The organism is Streptomyces racemochromogenes (assembly GCF_039535215.1).
Classification (GTDB): Bacteria; Actinomycetota; Actinomycetes; order Streptomycetales; family Streptomycetaceae; genus Streptomyces; species Streptomyces racemochromogenes.
Window position 1 is genome coordinate 942,428 of the sequence record NZ_BAAAWT010000001.1, and the last position, 16,077, is coordinate 958,504.

General features: G+C 71.0%; 26 protein-coding genes. 22 read left to right on the plus strand and 4 right to left on the minus strand.

Going from position 1 to position 16,077, the window contains the following annotated elements:
- Positions 1 to 10: 10 nt before the first annotated feature.
- Entirely contained in the window at positions 11 to 1,612 is a 1,602-nt protein-coding gene (locus tag ABD973_RS04375; RefSeq protein ID WP_345498577.1) for a recombinase family protein, read from the minus strand.
- 372 nt (positions 1,613 to 1,984) lie between these two features.
- Positions 1,985 to 2,446, minus strand: a complete 462-nt coding sequence (locus tag ABD973_RS04380) for a helix-turn-helix domain-containing protein (protein ID WP_345498579.1) — start codon at positions 2,444 to 2,446, stop codon at positions 1,985 to 1,987.
- A gap of 232 nt (positions 2,447 to 2,678) precedes the next feature.
- On the opposite strand from ABD973_RS04380, the gene ABD973_RS04385 reads away from it, so the two are divergent.
- The 19 genes from ABD973_RS04385 (at position 2,679) to ABD973_RS04475 (ending at position 13,858) form a co-directional block, all read left to right on the plus strand.
- The gene (locus ABD973_RS04385; RefSeq protein ID WP_345498581.1) at positions 2,679 to 2,906 is read left to right on the plus strand and encodes a hypothetical protein; all 228 of its coding nucleotides are present in this window, start codon (positions 2,679 to 2,681) and stop codon (positions 2,904 to 2,906) included.
- Positions 2,903 to 3,124, plus strand: coding sequence for a hypothetical protein (locus tag ABD973_RS04390; protein ID WP_345498583.1), 222 nt, complete (start codon positions 2,903 to 2,905; stop codon positions 3,122 to 3,124). Before ABD973_RS04385 ends, ABD973_RS04390 begins: the two co-directional genes overlap by 4 nt.
- An 87-nt stretch (positions 3,125 to 3,211) precedes the next feature.
- A complete protein-coding gene (locus ABD973_RS04395) occupies positions 3,212 to 3,661 on the plus strand; it encodes a DUF6197 family protein (RefSeq protein ID WP_345498585.1) in 450 nt (149 codons plus the stop codon).
- A complete protein-coding gene (locus tag ABD973_RS04400) occupies positions 3,658 to 4,326 on the plus strand; it encodes a hypothetical protein (RefSeq protein ID WP_345498586.1) in 669 nt (222 codons plus the stop codon). Before ABD973_RS04395 ends, ABD973_RS04400 begins: the two co-directional genes overlap by 4 nt.
- A complete protein-coding gene (locus tag ABD973_RS04405; RefSeq protein ID WP_345498588.1) occupies positions 4,319 to 4,591 on the plus strand; it encodes a hypothetical protein in 273 nt (90 codons plus the stop codon). The genes ABD973_RS04400 and ABD973_RS04405 overlap by 8 nt, the downstream gene beginning before the upstream one ends.
- Entirely contained in the window at positions 4,588 to 4,896 is a 309-nt protein-coding gene (locus tag ABD973_RS04410) for a hypothetical protein (RefSeq protein ID WP_345498590.1), read from the plus strand. The genes ABD973_RS04405 and ABD973_RS04410 overlap by 4 nt, the downstream gene beginning before the upstream one ends.
- Positions 4,893 to 5,552 carry a serine/threonine-protein kinase gene (locus ABD973_RS04415; protein WP_345498592.1) on the plus strand — a complete coding sequence of 220 codons (660 nt, stop codon included), beginning with the start codon at positions 4,893 to 4,895 and terminating at the stop codon, positions 5,550 to 5,552. The genes ABD973_RS04410 and ABD973_RS04415 overlap by 4 nt, the downstream gene beginning before the upstream one ends.
- On the plus strand, positions 5,549 to 6,355 hold the full coding sequence (locus tag ABD973_RS04420) for a hypothetical protein (protein ID WP_345498594.1): 807 nt from the start codon (positions 5,549 to 5,551) through the stop codon (positions 6,353 to 6,355). The genes ABD973_RS04415 and ABD973_RS04420 overlap by 4 nt, the downstream gene beginning before the upstream one ends.
- Before the next feature lie 16 nt (positions 6,356 to 6,371).
- Positions 6,372 to 7,013: a hypothetical protein gene (locus ABD973_RS04425; RefSeq protein WP_345498596.1), complete on the plus strand. Its 642-nt coding sequence runs from the start codon at positions 6,372 to 6,374 to the stop codon at positions 7,011 to 7,013.
- Positions 7,014 to 7,105: 92 nt separating this feature from the next.
- Entirely contained in the window at positions 7,106 to 7,486 is a 381-nt protein-coding gene (locus ABD973_RS04430; RefSeq protein WP_345498598.1) for a VVA0879 family protein, read from the plus strand.
- Between the two features lie 95 nt (positions 7,487 to 7,581).
- Positions 7,582 to 10,104, plus strand: coding sequence for a phage/plasmid primase, P4 family (locus tag ABD973_RS04435; protein WP_345498600.1), 2,523 nt, complete (start codon positions 7,582 to 7,584; stop codon positions 10,102 to 10,104).
- A 256-nt stretch (positions 10,105 to 10,360) separates the two neighbouring features.
- Positions 10,361 to 10,687, plus strand: a complete 327-nt coding sequence (locus tag ABD973_RS04440; RefSeq protein ID WP_345498602.1) for a hypothetical protein — start codon at positions 10,361 to 10,363, stop codon at positions 10,685 to 10,687.
- Entirely contained in the window at positions 10,684 to 11,121 is a 438-nt protein-coding gene (locus tag ABD973_RS04445; RefSeq protein ID WP_345498604.1) for a RusA family crossover junction endodeoxyribonuclease, read from the plus strand. Before ABD973_RS04440 ends, ABD973_RS04445 begins: the two co-directional genes overlap by 4 nt.
- Positions 11,118 to 11,636, plus strand: coding sequence for a WhiB family transcriptional regulator (locus ABD973_RS04450; protein ID WP_345498606.1), 519 nt, complete (start codon positions 11,118 to 11,120; stop codon positions 11,634 to 11,636). The genes ABD973_RS04445 and ABD973_RS04450 overlap by 4 nt, the downstream gene beginning before the upstream one ends.
- A 42-nt stretch (positions 11,637 to 11,678) precedes the next feature.
- Positions 11,679 to 12,020, plus strand: a complete 342-nt coding sequence (locus ABD973_RS04455) for a hypothetical protein (protein ID WP_345498608.1) — start codon at positions 11,679 to 11,681, stop codon at positions 12,018 to 12,020.
- A 172-nt stretch (positions 12,021 to 12,192) separates the two neighbouring features.
- Positions 12,193 to 12,393 carry a hypothetical protein gene (locus ABD973_RS04460; protein ID WP_345498610.1) on the plus strand — a complete coding sequence of 67 codons (201 nt, stop codon included), beginning with the start codon at positions 12,193 to 12,195 and terminating at the stop codon, positions 12,391 to 12,393.
- A complete protein-coding gene (locus ABD973_RS04465; protein ID WP_345498612.1) occupies positions 12,390 to 12,791 on the plus strand; it encodes a hypothetical protein in 402 nt (133 codons plus the stop codon). Before ABD973_RS04460 ends, ABD973_RS04465 begins: the two co-directional genes overlap by 4 nt.
- Positions 12,788 to 13,060: a hypothetical protein gene (locus ABD973_RS04470; RefSeq protein ID WP_345498614.1), complete on the plus strand. Its 273-nt coding sequence runs from the start codon at positions 12,788 to 12,790 to the stop codon at positions 13,058 to 13,060. Before ABD973_RS04465 ends, ABD973_RS04470 begins: the two co-directional genes overlap by 4 nt.
- Positions 13,061 to 13,150: 90 nt before the next feature.
- Positions 13,151 to 13,858: a hypothetical protein gene (locus ABD973_RS04475; protein ID WP_345498616.1), complete on the plus strand. Its 708-nt coding sequence runs from the start codon at positions 13,151 to 13,153 to the stop codon at positions 13,856 to 13,858.
- A gap of 1 nt (position 13,859) precedes the next feature.
- Here ABD973_RS04475 and ABD973_RS04480 read toward each other — a convergent pair whose 3' ends face one another.
- Together ABD973_RS04480 and ABD973_RS04485 are read right to left on the minus strand one after the other, a co-directional pair.
- A complete protein-coding gene (locus tag ABD973_RS04480) occupies positions 13,860 to 14,090 on the minus strand; it encodes a hypothetical protein (RefSeq protein WP_345498618.1) in 231 nt (76 codons plus the stop codon).
- Positions 14,091 to 14,180: 90 nt separating this feature from the next.
- Positions 14,181 to 14,483, minus strand: coding sequence for a hypothetical protein (locus ABD973_RS04485; RefSeq protein WP_345498619.1), 303 nt, complete (start codon positions 14,481 to 14,483; stop codon positions 14,181 to 14,183).
- 150 nt (positions 14,484 to 14,633) lie between these two features.
- Here ABD973_RS04485 and ABD973_RS04490 point away from each other — a divergent pair, with 150 nt between their 5' ends.
- The 3 genes from ABD973_RS04490 to ABD973_RS04500 all read left to right on the plus strand — a co-directional run bounded on the left by ABD973_RS04490 (position 14,634) and on the right by ABD973_RS04500 (position 15,954).
- Positions 14,634 to 15,152 carry a hypothetical protein gene (locus ABD973_RS04490; protein WP_345498621.1) on the plus strand — a complete coding sequence of 173 codons (519 nt, stop codon included), beginning with the start codon at positions 14,634 to 14,636 and terminating at the stop codon, positions 15,150 to 15,152.
- A 104-nt stretch (positions 15,153 to 15,256) separates the two neighbouring features.
- Positions 15,257 to 15,649, plus strand: a complete 393-nt coding sequence (locus ABD973_RS04495) for a hypothetical protein (protein ID WP_345498623.1) — start codon at positions 15,257 to 15,259, stop codon at positions 15,647 to 15,649.
- The gene (locus ABD973_RS04500) at positions 15,646 to 15,954 is read left to right on the plus strand and encodes a hypothetical protein (protein WP_345498625.1); all 309 of its coding nucleotides are present in this window, start codon (positions 15,646 to 15,648) and stop codon (positions 15,952 to 15,954) included. Before ABD973_RS04495 ends, ABD973_RS04500 begins: the two co-directional genes overlap by 4 nt.
- Positions 15,955 to 16,077 lie beyond the last annotated feature (123 nt).

A 16,077-nucleotide genomic window follows, 5' to 3' on the forward strand; every position in this document is an offset into this window, starting at 1 on the left:
GCAAGCCGCCTCAGCTGGGAATGGGCTCCGTCGCGGGCGTCTCGTCCGCCGGAGCCCACGCCGGCACCACCCGCACAGTCTTCTGCGGACAGATCTCCACCCGCCGGATAAGCGACGCGAGGATCACCCGCTTCGCCGCCACATTCAGCGTGTCCCACTCATCGATCAGCCCCTGCACCACGTCGCGGAAGGGGGCCGGGCCCGCGGACTCCGTCGATTCCTTCGGCAGAGCGTCCAGTTTCCGCTGCACCTCGGCCCGCTCAGTCGCCAGCGCATCCCTGGTCCGCAGGTACGAGTCACGCGGAATGTCGCCCATCACATGCCCTGTCGTAGCACGGTCGATGGCGGCCGCCAGCTTGCCCAGCTGAGCCTCCAGCACAGCGCGACCGGCGCCCGTGTCCGGAGCCCGCCGCGGGGTCGGGACAACTACGGTGCCTGCGGCGATAGCGTCGATCTCGTCACGCACTCCGACAAGCCACTCGTGGACACGGGCCTCTACGACGGAGCGCCGGATCCACACGGTTTCGTGCTCAATCGCGTGCCGGGCACGGGCGCCGCATTGGTAGGCGTAGCAGGAGTTTTCGCGGACCTTGTCGTTGACTGGGTAGCCGCCGCACTCGCCACATCGGATGAGACCGCTGCACATGTAGGCAGGGTTGAGGCTGCGCGGGGGCACCGCGCGGCGTGCCTTTCGGCGCTCCCGATACGCGTCCCATTCTTCGCCGGACCAGATCGCTTCGTGCTCGGCTGGCAGGTGGGAGAAGTGGAGGGGTTTCTGGCAGCGCCCTGGGTTGCTGCACTGAACCTCTGGGCGGTGGGTGACGAGCAGGCCGGCACCGAATCCGCTGTCGTAGTACCAGCGGACCGTCTGGTCTTGCCAGGGGCGGCCGCGGGTGTTGAGCAGGCCGAGGTCGTTCCACCGCATCGCGATTTTGCCGTAGCCGACGGTTCCTGCGTTGAAGGCCTGGATCCCCTCAAGAGAGAGCTCGGCCATGTCTGGATCGACCTCGTAGCGCTCCTCCTGGATGCGAATGCCACCCTCTCCATCTGGCACGCGCCGCGGGTGCCAGACGTAGCCGAACCTCTTGCCGCCAGTGGCGGGCAGGCCCTTGCTGCGGCGTAGGTCGTGGGCCTCTTTCCACTGTTCGCCAGCGCGGTCGGATTCAAAGGCGGCGAGTTCGAGGAGCATGCCGCGGGTGAACCGGCCGACGGCCGTCCTGGGGTCGATCTCCTCGGTGGCGGAAACGAGTTCTCCGCCGACGGCTTCGATGCGCGCAAGGTTGACGGCGACGCCGTGGCGGTTGCGGCCGAACCGCGAGAACTTCCACGACCAGACCTCACGCTCGGCCCTGGCGTCATCCTCGACGATTTCGATCGCCCGCATGACCCTGCGCTTGAAGGTCCGGCCGGTGGCATCGGGGTCCACGATCCATTCGCTGACGTAGCGGCCGCGTCTGCCGGCCACCTCCTCGACGATCCGCATCTGGATCTCGACAGAGATCATTTCCTCGCGCCATGTAGAAACCCGGGCGTATCCGATCACTGGGATCAGATCGCCCGGGTTCCCGGCGCCGCGTGATTCGATTGTGGTGCGCAGCGTCTCGTTGCTCATGTCCTCGCCTGGGTACTCCCGTCACACCGCGCGAGCGGACCTGACTGGGTGGGGAACGGAACGACGTCCCCTGCCGGCTCTTCCGGCTCGGCCGTGTTCCGCATGTTGATTTCGGCTGCTCGCCATCCAAGTTCGGTGTATCTCTGGCGTTCGCGAGCCGTCAGGCACGCGGCCTGGGCTTGGAACGCAAGCAGCTTGACGTTGTCGTGGTGGCTCCGGGCGGAGATGGCCCCTGCGAGTCCGCAGAGCAGGGGCACGAGTCCGGCTCGAAAGAGTCCTGAGTGATCGTTGAGCGCCGAGGTAAGTACGAGAGCAGCCCCCACAGCTGCGATCGACACCGCGACAGTCACGCTTCTTGGTGCTTCCATCCGCTCACCCTTCTGCGGCAGCACCCCCCGCGGCGCTGCTTTGTGCGTCGCCTTGCTTGCGCAAGCGCCTGACCATCGTGACGAACCAGTCGCGATCATCCCGTGGGACGCCTGCTGCTACTGCCAACTCCTCGGGCGTCAGGGAATTTTCGGACAATACCGCGCCGTGGCCTGATTCACTCCTTGATTGTTGAAAGTCACCTTCCGTTGCCTTGCCCGTCCGCACGAGGAACTCGTCGAGGGGCACTTCAAGGAATCGCGACAGCGCTACCTGGATGTCGAGGTCAGGCACCCGACCGGACAGGATGCGCGTGACTGTCGCGGGCGCGATGCCCGCGTCTTCTGCGAGGCGTGTCTTGCCTCCGCTTCGGGGCGACGTGACGTCGTACCCCCGGTCGACCAGCAGGCCCTGTAGCCAGGTGAGCCACGCTGCTTCCTCGTGATCATGATCGTCTCGTCTCCGCATGGGGGCAGGCTACCGCTCACGGCTGGAAGTTAGACCGACCTTCCACCAGTGAAATTGCAGGTCAAGACTTCCGGGGGGCAACCTTTTGCCGTCTCAGCAGTCTAGAGCCATCTTCGAACAGACTATCGAATCTGGCAATCACCCGATCTGCGCACGCTCCTTCCTTCCCTGAAAGGAAGGAGCGTGCTACCTTTCTTCCACGGGTCGAACTTCCACCGATGGAAGGAACGGTATGACGATCCACCTGCGAATCGACGAATTCGCTCACCTCGCGGCTGCCCGAGGGCACCGCACCTACGAGCAGCAGGCCACCAGCACACGAGTCGGCATCGCCACGATCCACCGCCTGCGTAACGGCGGACCGGCCGACTCCCGCACCATCGCCAAGATCCTCACCGCCTACGGAGTGGGTTTTGACGACCTGTTCGCCATCAAGTCGGACACGGCGGCCGCCGCATGAACACCACGGTCATCCCCCGCACCACCGCTATCCACACCGCCGCGCAGGCCCTGATCGCGGCCGTTGCGGAACGCGCCACCCAGAGCCCCAGGCAGGCCGCTGAAGCCGCCTTCTACCCCGGGCACCCCCTCGGCTCGGTCGACGCCATCGAGGCCGAGATCACCCGCCGCCGCGCCCTGAAGCCGCTAGCCGCGCCGGCGCTGCCGCAGGCGGCCTGATCCCCAACGAAAAGCGGGGCCGCCCGGACGGCCATCCGGAACAGCCCCTCGGCAGCACCCCTCACACACCAGAACGAGAGGTACACCGTGAACCCGAAGCCTAGCCCGAGCAGCCTGCCGCACAGCTCCCGCCGTACGGTCCTTGTCGCCCTCCCGGTCCGGCCCAACGCGCCGACCACGGTCGAGGGCACCCTCCGCGCGGCCGCCCGACTCCTCCAGGAGCGCGGCCTGTGGCAGGGCGGCTACGTCCCGGACGCGATCGACCGCGAAATGTGCATCCCGCACTGCCTGCGCCCGATGTCGATCGTCGCCGCGATCCGCTGCGTCGTCAGCGGGAACCCGCACCGCAGCTCCCAGCTCGCGGACGTCACGGTCGGCGTCTTGGCGCTGGCGATCGGCGACGGCCCGTTCTACGGCGACATCTTCAGCCTGGAGGCGCACGTCGACGCGTGGAACGACGAGCCCGGCCGGACGACGGACGACGCGGTCGCGCTGCTGGAGCGGGTGGCAACGAGCCCGGCGGAGCGTGCAGCGTGAGCGCCCGCGAGATGTTCCTGGCGCACGTCCGGTCGATCCTGTGGCGGACGTGGTCGACGAGCCCGGAGGAGCTGGCCTCGGCGGCCGTGGACACGCTGATGGGTCTGGGGATGCTCGTCCCCGAGGGCGGCGCCCAGGAGCTGGACCGGCTCCGTCTGCTGGCGGACGCCCAGCCCGCGGACCTCTCGGACGAGCAGGTCGAGGCGCTGGCGAACGCCGCGAACGCCGTCTGGGCCGACGCGAACCACGACGACCTCTGCGCCTGCGACTCCTGGCCCGCCGCCTGCGCGAACGGGCACTGGGTCGATGAGTGGCGGTCGGGTGCGGTCGAAGTCGGCATGCGGGCCGTGATCGGCCTGTGGGAGTCGATGCGGGCCGAGGCTGACGAGCTGGCCCGGCTGCGGGACCGAGTGGCCGAACTGGAGGCCGCGAGCACCGACCTCGTCGCCGAGCGCGACGCCCAGATCGTCGCGTGGCTCGGGAAGAAGTCCCGCGAGTACGGCTCCTCCAACCGCGACGCCCGGGCCAAGTCCGAAGCCGTGTGGCGCATGGCCGACAAGCTCGGCCGCGGCGCCGTGCCCCGGCCGCTGGAGGACCCGCACGACTCCCCGCTGCACCACACCTACCGCGTCGGCCGTGAGCTGCCGGAGGTGCCCCGTGGCTGACCGCGTGACCGAGCCGCCGCCCGCCACCGGACCCGCACCGGAGCGCCGTCTGTCCCTGCTCCGCAAGACCTCGACGGAGTGGTTCGGGGAGTGGACGACGCGCCGGGTGCAGCACCTGTACGCCGCGCACTTCGGGCCTGGGGAGTGGCGGCGTCCCGCCCGCGGGGACCTCGCCGAGCTCCACCGTCAGCGCCTGCTCGTCCTTCACGACGAGAACCCGGGCCGCCGCTTCTACACCGTGAACTCCTACGGAGGCACCAAGTGATCACGATCATCCGGCGGACCCGCCTCGCACGGCTTGCCGCGCGCGCCGAGGCCTACGCCCACGCGTACCAGCACGCCCAGTCCATCGACACCCGCCGGCGGCGACTCCTCGTCGCGTGCGCCACCTACCGGGCCGAGTCCGCGAACCTGCGGTCGCTGCACCGCGAACAGGCCCGCCGTATCCGGCACCTGGAGGCCCAGCTCGACCACGCGCTCGGCACGGACTCCCCCGCGGTCGACGCGGGGTCGAACTGGCAGCAGCGCCGCACCGACAAGCCACGGCCCCGGGCGGAGGCCACGAAGTGACGCCGCGACGCCACAGCTGGGCGGGCTACCAGCGCGGATGCCGCTGCCACATCTGCAGCTACTCGGCCAGGCGCTACCAGGACGCCGAGCCCGTTCGCGCTCACATCCGCGCCTTGCAGGCCCAGGGAATCGGGATCGCGCAGATCGCGCGGCTCGCTGGGGTTGAACACGGCCGGGTCCGCGAGATCCTCAACGGCCTTCCCAGCCGCGGCCAGGGCCCGCGCAAGCGTATCCGTCCGGCCCTCGCCGAGGCTGTGCTCCGCGTACAGCCCAGCCTGGACGATCTCGCTGCAGCAACCGTCATCGACGCGACCGGAACCCGGCGCCGGCTGCAGGGCCTCGTCGCCTGGGGCTGGCCCCAGGTCTGGCTCGCGAACCGACTCGGCACCACCGAAACGCACCTCGGCAAGATGCTGCGCGCCGAGCGCGTCACCGCGCGCATGGCACGAGCGGTGCGCGGGCTGTACTCGGACCTCTCCAGCCAGGACCCGCGGGCTCACGGGGTTAACCGGCACCAGTACAGCCGGGCCCGCGCTGCGGCCGTCGCCGAGTCGTGGCCTCCGCCGGCCGCGTGGGACGAGGAAACGATGGACGACCCGGACACGCGGTGCGACGCCGCAGCGCGGGCCGCGATCCGCCGGGAGGTGGCCGCGTGACCGCGACCGGAAACGACGAGTACGGGCAGGCGCTGGCCGAGCGCATCAAGCAGTTCATCATCGACGCGGACAAGAACTCGGCGCGGTCGCGTCAGCGGCGCATCGGCCCGTCCGAGGTCGGCGAGCCGTGCGAGCGGCAGCTCACGTACAAGATCCTCGACTGGCCCGAGACCAACACCTCCCGGGACCCGATCGCCGCGATCATCGGCACCGGATTCCACATGTGGATGGCCGAGAAATTCGAGGCCCGGCAAGTGCCGATGCCCGACGGAAAGCCCCGGTACCGCATCGAGGAGCGGGTCACCGTGCGGCAGGGGCCGACCGAGGCCAGCACGTTGACCGGAAGCTCGGACCTGTTCGACCGGCTCGCGCTGCTGAACAACGACTGGAAGCTCGTCGGCAAGAGCAGCCACGACAAGTACCGGACGGGCGGCCCCGGGGAGAAGTACAGGGTCCAGGCACACCTGTACGGCCTCGGCCAGGAGAACGCCGGACACCGGCCCGCCCGGGTCGCGGTCACGTTCATCGGCCGACACCACGAGCTGATGGTCCACGTGTGGTCCGAACCGTACGACCGCAGCGTCGCCGAGGCCGCGCTCGCCCGCCTCGACCGCATCCGCGACACCGCAGCCGGCCTGGAACTCGACATCCACCCCGAGAACTGGCGGATGGTCCCCATCCCCGAGAAGCCCAGCTGCCGGTTCTGCCCCTGGCTGCTGCCCGGCAGCACCGACCTCGCAGCCGGCTGCCCCGGAGCCCCCAACCCGAACGCGGGCGCCTCGCTCGAAGCGCTCATCGCCTGAAACCCAGGAGCATTCAGTGACGACACCCCAGCAGTCCCACCAGGCGCCGCCGTCCGCCGACGACTTCCTGTTCGGCGGTGGCGGCGCCCCGTCCGCCAGCTTCCTCACCGTCGGCACCACCGTGTCCGGCCGCATCACCGAACGCCCCACGGTGCAGCAGCAGCGCGACATGAAGACGGGCGAGAACAAGTTCTGGCCCGACGGGAATCCCGCGATGCAGCTCGTCGTGACCGTTCAGACCGACAGCCGGGATCCCCAGCTGGAGGAGGACGACGGCCAGCGGCGGATCTTCATCAAGAACCAGATGAAGGCCGCAGTGGCCGACGCGGTCCGCGCGGCCGGCGGCCGGGGCCTGGAAGTCGGCGGCACCCTCTCCATCACGTTCACCCACGAGCTGCCCCCGAAGCAGCGCGGCTTCAACCCGCTCAAGCAGTACAGCGCGACGTACATTCCGGCCGCCACGGCTGCGCTGCACGCCCCGGACCCGGGGATGCAGCCCTCCGTCCCCGCGCCGCAGCAGTACGCGCCGCCGGTCCAGCAGCAGTACGCCCCGGCGCCCGCGCAGGCCGCGCCTGCACCGCAGTACGCCAACCCGGCCGTGGCCGCGCTCCAGGCACAGCAGCAGGCCCAGGCCGCGGCCGCACCCCCGCCGTTCTAACCCGAACCCACTGATCGCCGTCCGGGGCTGCGCGACACCCAAGCTCCGCAGCCCCGGACGGACCAGCCCTCACACCACACCAGGAGCAGGACATGACCCTCACCGCGAACACGCACCGCAAGCTCACACAGGCCGAGCTCGTCGCCGAAGCCAAGGCCCTGTTCGGCGACGACCCGGCGCTCTGGGCCTTCCGATGCCCCAGCTGTGGGGACATCGCCAACGGCTGGGACTTCGAGAAGGCGCTGACCGAGCACGCCCGCGAACGCAACGGCAACCCCGTCGAGGCGTACAGCATCGTCGGCCAGGAGTGCATCGGCCGCACCCTCGGCGCGCTCGCCGCCTCCTCCGACGAGGAATGGGCCGGCCGCGGCTGCACCTGGACCGCCTACGGGCTGTTCCGCGGCCCCTGGGAGATCACGCTTCCCGACGGCCGCAGCATCTGGGGCTTCCCCCTGGCCACGCCCACCACCTGACCCACACCGCCCCGGTCCCGGCGCGATGCCGCGGGATCGACTCCCGCCCGGGGCACTACGAACCACCCACCGCACAGCACGACGAGGAGCCGACCTTGAGCGACACCACACCCGACATGCTCGCCGCGGCGCTCGCGCTGCACGCGGCCGGCTGCTCGGTTGTCGCCGTCCGGACCGACGGCTCGAAGCATCCGCTCGGCAGGTGGAAGCCCTACCAGACTGAGCGCGCCACCGAAGAGCAGGTCTACCGCTGGTTCTCCAGCGGCCACGCCGGAGTAGGCATCATCACCGGCGCCATCTCCGGCGGCCTGGAGATGCTGGAGCTGGAGGGCCGCGCCGTCGAGGAGGGCGTCCTCGAGCAGCTCGTCGAGATCCTCGCCGGGTCCGGCATGACCGAGCTGTGGCAGCGCATCGCCACCGGATGGCTGGAGCGCAGCCCCTCCGGCGGCCTCCACCTCCACTACCGCGTGGCCGACGGCGCCCCCGGGAACACCAAGCTCGCCAGCAGGCTGGCCCGTGAGGACGAGCTGACCGCGAAGGAACGCGACCTGATCGCGAAGTACCCGGGCAAGAAGATCCCGCGCGGCCTGATCGAGACCCGCGGCGAGGGTGGCTTCGTCGTCACCGCACCGTCGCACGGATCCGTGCACGCGACCGGCCGCCCGTACGAACTCCTCGCTGGCGGCCCGGCCACCATGCCGACGATCACGGCCGCCGAGCACCAGGCCCTGCACGCGGTGTGCCGGATGCTCGACACGGTCCCCTCCGATGACCTTGAAAAAGTAGAAGCGGCCCACAGCAACGCAGGTCAGCAGCCCCTCGACGAGGCGGCCGCGTTCCTCTTCGGCACCGGCGCCAGCCTGGCCCGCGACGGGCTCACCCCGGGCGACGACTACGAGCAGCGCACCCCCTGGGCAGACATCCTCACCCCGCACGGCTGGCGGCTGATGTTCGTCTCCGGCGGCACCTCGTACTGGCAGCGCCCGGGCAAGGACGGCCGCGAGCCCTCCGCCACGACCGGCCGCCGGCAGGAACGCGACCGGCTGTACGTGTTCACCACGAGCACCGAGTTCATCGCCGAGCGCCCCTACACCAAGTTCGGAGCCTTCGCCCTCCTCAACCACGGTGGAGACCACAGCGCGGCCGCGCGCGAGCTGCGCCGACTCGGCTACGGCGCGCCCGCGCCCGAGCCGGTCCGGCACCTCGCATCCGTGCCCCCGCAGGCCACGCCGGTGGACGGGACCGCGGCCCTGGTCCTCCAGCACCCGGCAGCCACCGGAGCCGCAGTCGAGACCTACTCCCGTACGGACGACGGGAACGCGCTCCGCCTCGTCGACCTCCACGAGCAGGAACTCCGCTACGTGCCGCAGCGCGGCCGCTGGCTCCGCTGGGACGGCCACCGCTGGGCCTGGGACGAAGCAGGGACCGTCCGCGAGATGGCCCGCGCGATCGCCCGCGACCTCCCCAACGGCGAGGGCGAGGCCAAGCACCGCATGCGGTCCCTGTCCACCGCGGGGATCTCGGCCATGGTGACGATGGCGCAGACCGACCCGCGCATCGTCGTCCACGCGGGCGAGCTCGACGCGCACCGCATGCTCCTCAACACGCCAGCCGGCGCAGTCGACCTCACCACCGGCAAGCTGTCCCCGCCGGACCCAGACGAGATGCACACCCGCGCCACCCGCGTCGCCCCGGACGAGAACCTGCCCACCCCACGGTGGGAGCGGTTCCTCGCGCAGACCTTCGGCGACGACCAGGAACTCCGCGGCTACGTCCAGCGGATGGCCGGCTACGCGGCGTCCGGCTCGGTCCGCTGGCACATCCTCCCGTTCCTCCACGGGCCCGGCGGCAACGGCAAGGGTGTGTTCCTCAACGTGCTCCGCAACGTCCTCGGCGACTACGCGGCGACCGCGCCGAACGCGTTCCTCATGGCCGGAGCCCAGCGCCACGAAACGGAGATCGCCCGGCTCCACGGGCTACGCCTCGTCATCGCGTCCGAGGTCAACCAGGAGGCGAAGTTCGACGAGGCCAAGGTGAAGGAGCTCACCGGCGGCGACGGCCTCACCGCACGGTTCATGCGCCAAGATCATTTCACGTTCGAGCCCACCCACAAGCTGTTCCTGATGGGCAACCACCAGCCCCGCGTCAGCGCGGGCGGCAAGAGCTTCTGGCGGCGCCTTCGCCTCATGCCGTTCACCCGCACCCCCGAGGAAGTCATCGAGGACCTCGACCTGCTCCTCATCTCCGAGGAAGCCCCGGGCATCCTCGCCTGGATCATCGCCGGGGCGGTCGACGTGTTCCGCGACGGGCTCCGCGACCCGGCCTCCGTCACCGCGGCCACCGCGCAGTACGCGGCCGAGGAGGACGCGCTCGCCCGGTTCCTCGACGAGGCCTGCCACGTCGGCGGCGGCGCCCAGGTCCGCACCGTCACCGAGGTGTTCCGCACCGCGTACGAACGCTGGTGCCGCGCCGAGGGCGAGGATCCGCTGCCCTCGCGACAGCTCGGCCGAGAGCTGAAAGACCGCTTTCAGATCGTCCGCAAGTCGTCGAACAACGTCTACTCCTACCTCAACGTGGCCCTGCAAGCACCTGCCGAAGATCGGTGGGACGACAAGTGATCACGAAAACAGTGCCGTTGCAGTGCCGTTGCAGTGCCGTTGAAAGTGCCATTGAAATCGGCCATCACCGCAGGTCACAGGCTTGCAGTGCCGTCAGTGCCGTTGAAATCCGTATTCCAGCCCCGTGCGCACGCAAGAGCGGTAATGCTCAGAAACTGGCCCCAACGGCACTGATGGCACTGCCACCCCACGTGACCTGCGAAAACGGCAGTGCCGTCAACGGCACTGCAACGGCACTGCCCTCCGGCGGTGCCCGATGACGAATCCCGGCATCGCCCAGAAGATCGCCGCCAGCGCCGACCACGCGATCGAACGGACCTGCCCCCGCTGCAACGCTTTGATCCTCACCGCGTGGGCCGGCCGCACCGCAGCCCTCCACGTGACCGCCGACCCGAACCCCATCGACCTCGCGGCCGAAATCCAGGCCCGCGTCGAAGGCCGGCTCACCTGGCGGCTCCTCGTCACCGCCCTCGGCGTCCGCCGAATCGTCTGGCGCGACCCCCTCACCGTGCCCCACCACGCGCACCCCGTACTGCGTGACCACCGCTGCCCGCCCCACCCCGTACAGGAGGCCCTGCTGTGACCCGCCACTTCACCATCGCCCTGCCCCCGGGCCTGCCCCTCCTCAACAGCAACCAGCGCCCCCACCACACGGTCAAGGCCAAGCTCACCGCGGCCATCCGGGCCGCCGCGATGGAAGCCTGCTCCGAGAACCCGGACATGCGGGCCGCGCTCGCTGCGGCGGGCACCGGGCCCGTGCTCCAGCGGGCGTACATCCTCGGAGTGCTCAACCCTCCGTCCCGGCGCCGCGCCGACCCGGCGAACTGGTACCCGAGCTTCAAGGCGGCCGTGGACGGGCTCGTCGACGCGGGCGTCCTGGAGGACGACGACCACGCCCACGTCGTCGGCCCCGACATGCGCATCGGCCCCGTGGTCAAGGGCGGCCGCATCAGCCTGCACCTCACCGAGCTCGACGCGGTCACGTTCGCCGCGTTCCAGTGGAGGACCGCATCATGATCCCCACCACTGAATGGATGAGCAGCGCCGCGACCCGGCCGTGCGCCACCAACCCTGAGCGTTGGTTCTCCAAGAGCGCGAAGGACCGCAACGCGGCCGTGCGCGAGTGCCGCAGCTGCCCGGTGCTGCAGGCTTGCCGCGAGTACGCGCTCGCCACCCGGCCCGCGCACGGCGTGTGGGGCGGCCTCACCGCGCGAGCACTCCGCCCCGGCGCCGCGCCGGCCCAGCCGAAGCGCAGCAGCAAGGTGCCCGTGGACTGCGCCAGCCCGACCTCGTACGAGCAGCACCGGCGCCGCGGTGAGTCCTGCGAGTCGTGCCTGGCCAAGCGCGCCGCCCAGGTCGAGCAGGGGCGCCGGGCCCGGCTGGCCCGCGAGCACGCGGAGCACGGCGGCTCGATGAGCGGCTACCACGCACACGTCGCCCTCGGCGAACAGCCCTGCCTGCTCTGCCGCGCCGCGAACGCCCGCCGCCTCGCCGAACGGCGCGCAGCACAACGCGCCCGCAACGCCGCCTGATCCCGTTCCCCCGCCCCCGCACGCCCAAGGAGACACGCCCTCATGACCACCGACATCCGCATCGTCATGATCCGCACCGGCGCCGTCCCGCATCCCAGCCGGTTCACGCACACCGACGTCGACGGGGACCGGCTCCTCATCAGCACCGCCCTCTTCGACGACGGCACGCCCGGCCTGTACTTCCGCACCGACCCGAACGGGTCCTCGCTGCCGCTGACCGACCTGGACACGCTGATCGCGCGGTTGCGGGTGATCGCCGAGGCGTCACGGGAGGAGGCCACGGCTGCGGCGCCGGCCGACTGCCAGTGCCTGCCCGCGTCCCCGATGGCGCCCCGCACCTACTGCGACGAGCACCGCGCCGACAACGCCGAGGCCGACCGGTGAGCGGCTGGGCGTGGGCCGGTCTCAGCCTCACCGTGTGGCTGCTTCTCGGCACCGCAGTGGGGCTCTTCCTCGGCCGCGCCATCCGCCGCAACACCCAGACCCCGCCCAGACCTGTACAAGCCCCGCACGCGGCCAGCTGGGGCCGCCACAACAACCACCGGAGGCACCGCCGATGAACACACGCTTGCCCTACGAGCACACCCTCGCCGAGATCAACGACGTCAACAAGGCCATCAACACCATCACCAAGTGCCCCACCCCGGGCGACCTCACCGCCGGAATCCTCATCGCCCGATCGAACTTGGCCATCGCTTCCAGCCTTCTCGCCGTGGCCGACGCCATCCGCGCAACCGCCGACGGGAGCCCCCGGTGACCGACTACCCGTCCGGCCCGATCGGCGCCGCGCAACGGGCCGCCGACGCACGCGACCAGCGCCCCGCCAGCGGCAGACACACGGCCGACACGATCACCGGCGACGAACTCGACCAGCTGTACGCCGAGCTACGGGACGCCCGCGGCGAGGCCGACCGGTACTTCCACAACGGCCTCAAGTCCACAGGGCAGGCCGACATGCGCGCGTATGACGCCGAGCAGCGCGCCAAACAGACCGAGGCTGCGCTCGTCCGCGTCCGCGCCGAGCTCGACCGAATGGCCGCGCTGCCCACCGTCGACCGCGACGAGATCCGCGCGGACACCTTCTCCACCGGCGCCCGCTGGGCACTCGACCAGATCCGCGCCGCCCTCACCGAGCCCAAGGAGCCCCGCCCATGAGCCCCGAGCGCCGCGAAGCCATCTGCAACTGGCTCACCGCGAACGGCATCGACTTCACGGACATCCCCCTCGACGGCCGGATCATCGAGGACCAAGCCGCCGGCGTCATCCGCTACGAGGTCGTCATCCGCGACCTACCCAGCGGCGGGATCCTGGCCGAGCGCCTCCCCAACGGCCAGCGCGTGATCAGCCCGCCGCCCCCGAACCCGTGGCGCGAGACCCGCGAGGTGCCGCTCCTTGTGCCGGCCCCGGATCGCTTCCCCGCCTGAACAACCGGAAGGGGCGCGCCGCTTGTCTCCCCAGACCGACGCGCCCCACAGGTGATTCCCACCGTACCCCGCCCAGCCACGGGAGCACCGATGACCACCACCACCGCCCAGCACCTCATCCGCATCGCCGCTCTCTGGCCCCACCTCGACGAGGCCCTCGACCAGCGCGGCACCAACTGGCTCGCGAGCAGGTCCGACCTGTTCGCCGTCCTCGACCAGGTCGACCGCGAGGAAGCCGCCGCCCTCCGCGCCCTGGAGCGGGACCCGCAGCAGATCGGCGAGACCCCCGCCCCCGTGTCGCTGCGGATCCTCGACACCGCACGCCTCGTCGAGACCACCCTCGTCCACCTCGCCGACACCCTCGCCCCGCAGATCACCCGGCCCGCGATCAGCCACGCCCCCGAGGACTGGGCGGCCCGCGGCTGGACCCCCGCCGACCGGGCGTTGCGCAACGCCTGCGCCGACGATGAGCAGGCCGACCCGCAGCGCTGGCGGTACGTCGGCCTCCGCACCGCCGAGTACGCGGCCGGGTGGCTGTACGCGAGGGTGACCGGCGAGGAGGGGCCGTTCTGGACGCTCACCGCCGCACAGCACCTGCTCGTCGAGCAGGTCGCCGCCGGGTGCGCGGCCCGCATCGAGCAGGCCCTCGACCTCGCCACCCGCGCAGTCCCCGCGGCCCGGCCGTGCCCGCTGTGCTCCGGGCGGATCGTCGTCACCACCGGCGCCGGCCGCACGCCGACCGCGCGCTGCGAGGACTGCGCCCGCGGCTGGACCCTGCCCGAGCCCATCGCGGCGTAGGTCAGGCGGGCGGCTCCGGGGTCCAAACCTCGGGGCCGCCGCCGCGCCACTCGATCGGTCCGGCCTCGGACAGATCGACGTCCTCCAGGCCGGCCCGGCGCAGAAACTCGACCACGTCCGCAGGCATGAACGCCCTGCCGAGATCCGCATCCACACCGAGCGCGTGCGCGGTCACCTTCCGGCCGCCACTCGGCGACACCGGATGCACCACGATCTGTGTCTCGTCCGGCATCCCACCAGCTTGCGCCCGGACGCGGGCGGACGCATTCGGACAGCACGGAGCCCCCGATCCGCCAGGAACCGGGGGCTCCGTCGCGCGCGGCTACTCGGGGGCCGGCTCGTCAGCCTTAGGCCGCTTCGTGCCGCGCTTCCCCGTGGCGATCTGCTGCGCCCGGGTCGGGTGGACACCGCCGAGGGCCTCGTCGGCGATCTGCGCCCACGTCTTCCCCTGCGCCTTCAACGCCAGGACCCGCTGCTGACGGAACTCCCGGATCTGCGCGTGGTAGTCGGGCCACGCGTCCAGTACGGCCGTGGCCGCGCGTGCCGCCTCGGCGTCGTCCTCGATGGCCTCCAGGGCCTTGATGGCTTCCACCAGGCGCTGCACCTCCTTGGGCTGGTCCGTCATCCGTACTCCCTTCCCTTCGGGAGCGGCTTGCACAACAGAATAGACCCTAGGGTCTTGCAATGCCTAGACCCTAGGGTCTACATTGGTTGTGCGAGGCCACCCACCGTGATCTCCAACCGCCCGAGCGTATCCATGACGTCGGAGGATCCCGTGACCACCATCACCACCCAGACCGACGACGAGACCGAACCGATCCCCGCGACCGTCCTCACCGCCGCGCCGGGCCAGTTCGTCACCACCCCCGACGAGTTCGACGCATCCCGCCTCATCGTCTGGCGGAACCGCGAGTACGCCGGCGTCATCTTCGACGAGGGCGACATGCCCCGCGGCCGGTTCGCCGCCTGGTCGTCGAAGGCAGGCACCCGGAACGGCATCGTCGGGTTCTTCCCCACCATCGCCGAGGCGGAGGCCGCAGTGAGGGCGCTCTACCCCGCTCCGGTCCCGGTCGCCCGGCCCTTCTACGCCCGCACGTTCTCGGCGACAACGCGCCACATCATCAAGCCGGACACCGGCAACACCCGCACGCTGTGCGGCCACGGCGTCTCGCTTCCGGAGGAGTACGTCACGGAAGACGGCACGGTGGAGCGCCCCGCCGGATGGATGATCGTCGACCTCCCGCCCTGCAAGGGCTGTGAGCGGTCGGCCAAGGCACGCAACCTCACCCGCTGACCGGCTCGAACGCCCTGCCCTGCCAGCACGGCGGCCCTGGCCGGAGTTCGCAGCTCCAGCCAGGGCCATGGACCACCCACAACCTCACGAAGGAGCGGTCCGCCATGGACCTTACCCGCCACAACCAGGCCCGACGCCAGCTCGACCACGCCCTCACCGCGCTCGCCGGCACCACCCCCGGCCGCCGCCGCTACATCGCCGCCGCCGCCCGGGAGTACCTCGCCCAGGTCGACTACCAGCGCCTGCCCGTCGGCTACGACCAGCCGATCTACGGCGACTGGGCCAACCGCGCCGACGCCTACGAGATGCGCGGCGGCCGCACCGTCGCCGGCATGCTCGGCCTCTCCGTACGCCCCGCCGACGAGCACCTGCCCACGACCATGCGCGCCATCATCAGCGCCGTCGACGGCCCCATCGACCGCCTCGCCGAGATCGCCCGCACCTCCGGCGCCCCGGCCGTCGTCGCGCTCGCGTACATCCTCGGCGGTGCCCGATGACTGCCCAGCAGCAGGCCGAGGAAGGTCTCCGCCGCGCCCGAGGCGACCAGCCCACCAACACGTGCACCGCCCTGCTCCTCCAGGCCGCCGCCCACCTCCGCGCCGACCGGCCCACCCAGGACATGCACGAGGCCGTTCGCGTCTACCTCGCCCGCCGCCTGGCCAGCGACCGGTACCGCGATGACCGCGCCCTCGCCGACGAGGCCCGCACCCAGTTCCTGCGCCGCGCCCCCGTCGTCCTGGCCGGACAGACCCGCGGCGAGTACGCCCTCCTCCTCGACCGCGCCGCCGCCGAAGCCGTCTGATGCGCGCCCTGTACGTCCTCGCCATGGTCTGGCCGCTGATCATCCTGGCGTACCTCATCGGCCGCCACTTCGCCTGAGCCCCACTACACCCGGCCGGGCCCGCGCTGACCACCCGCGCGCCCG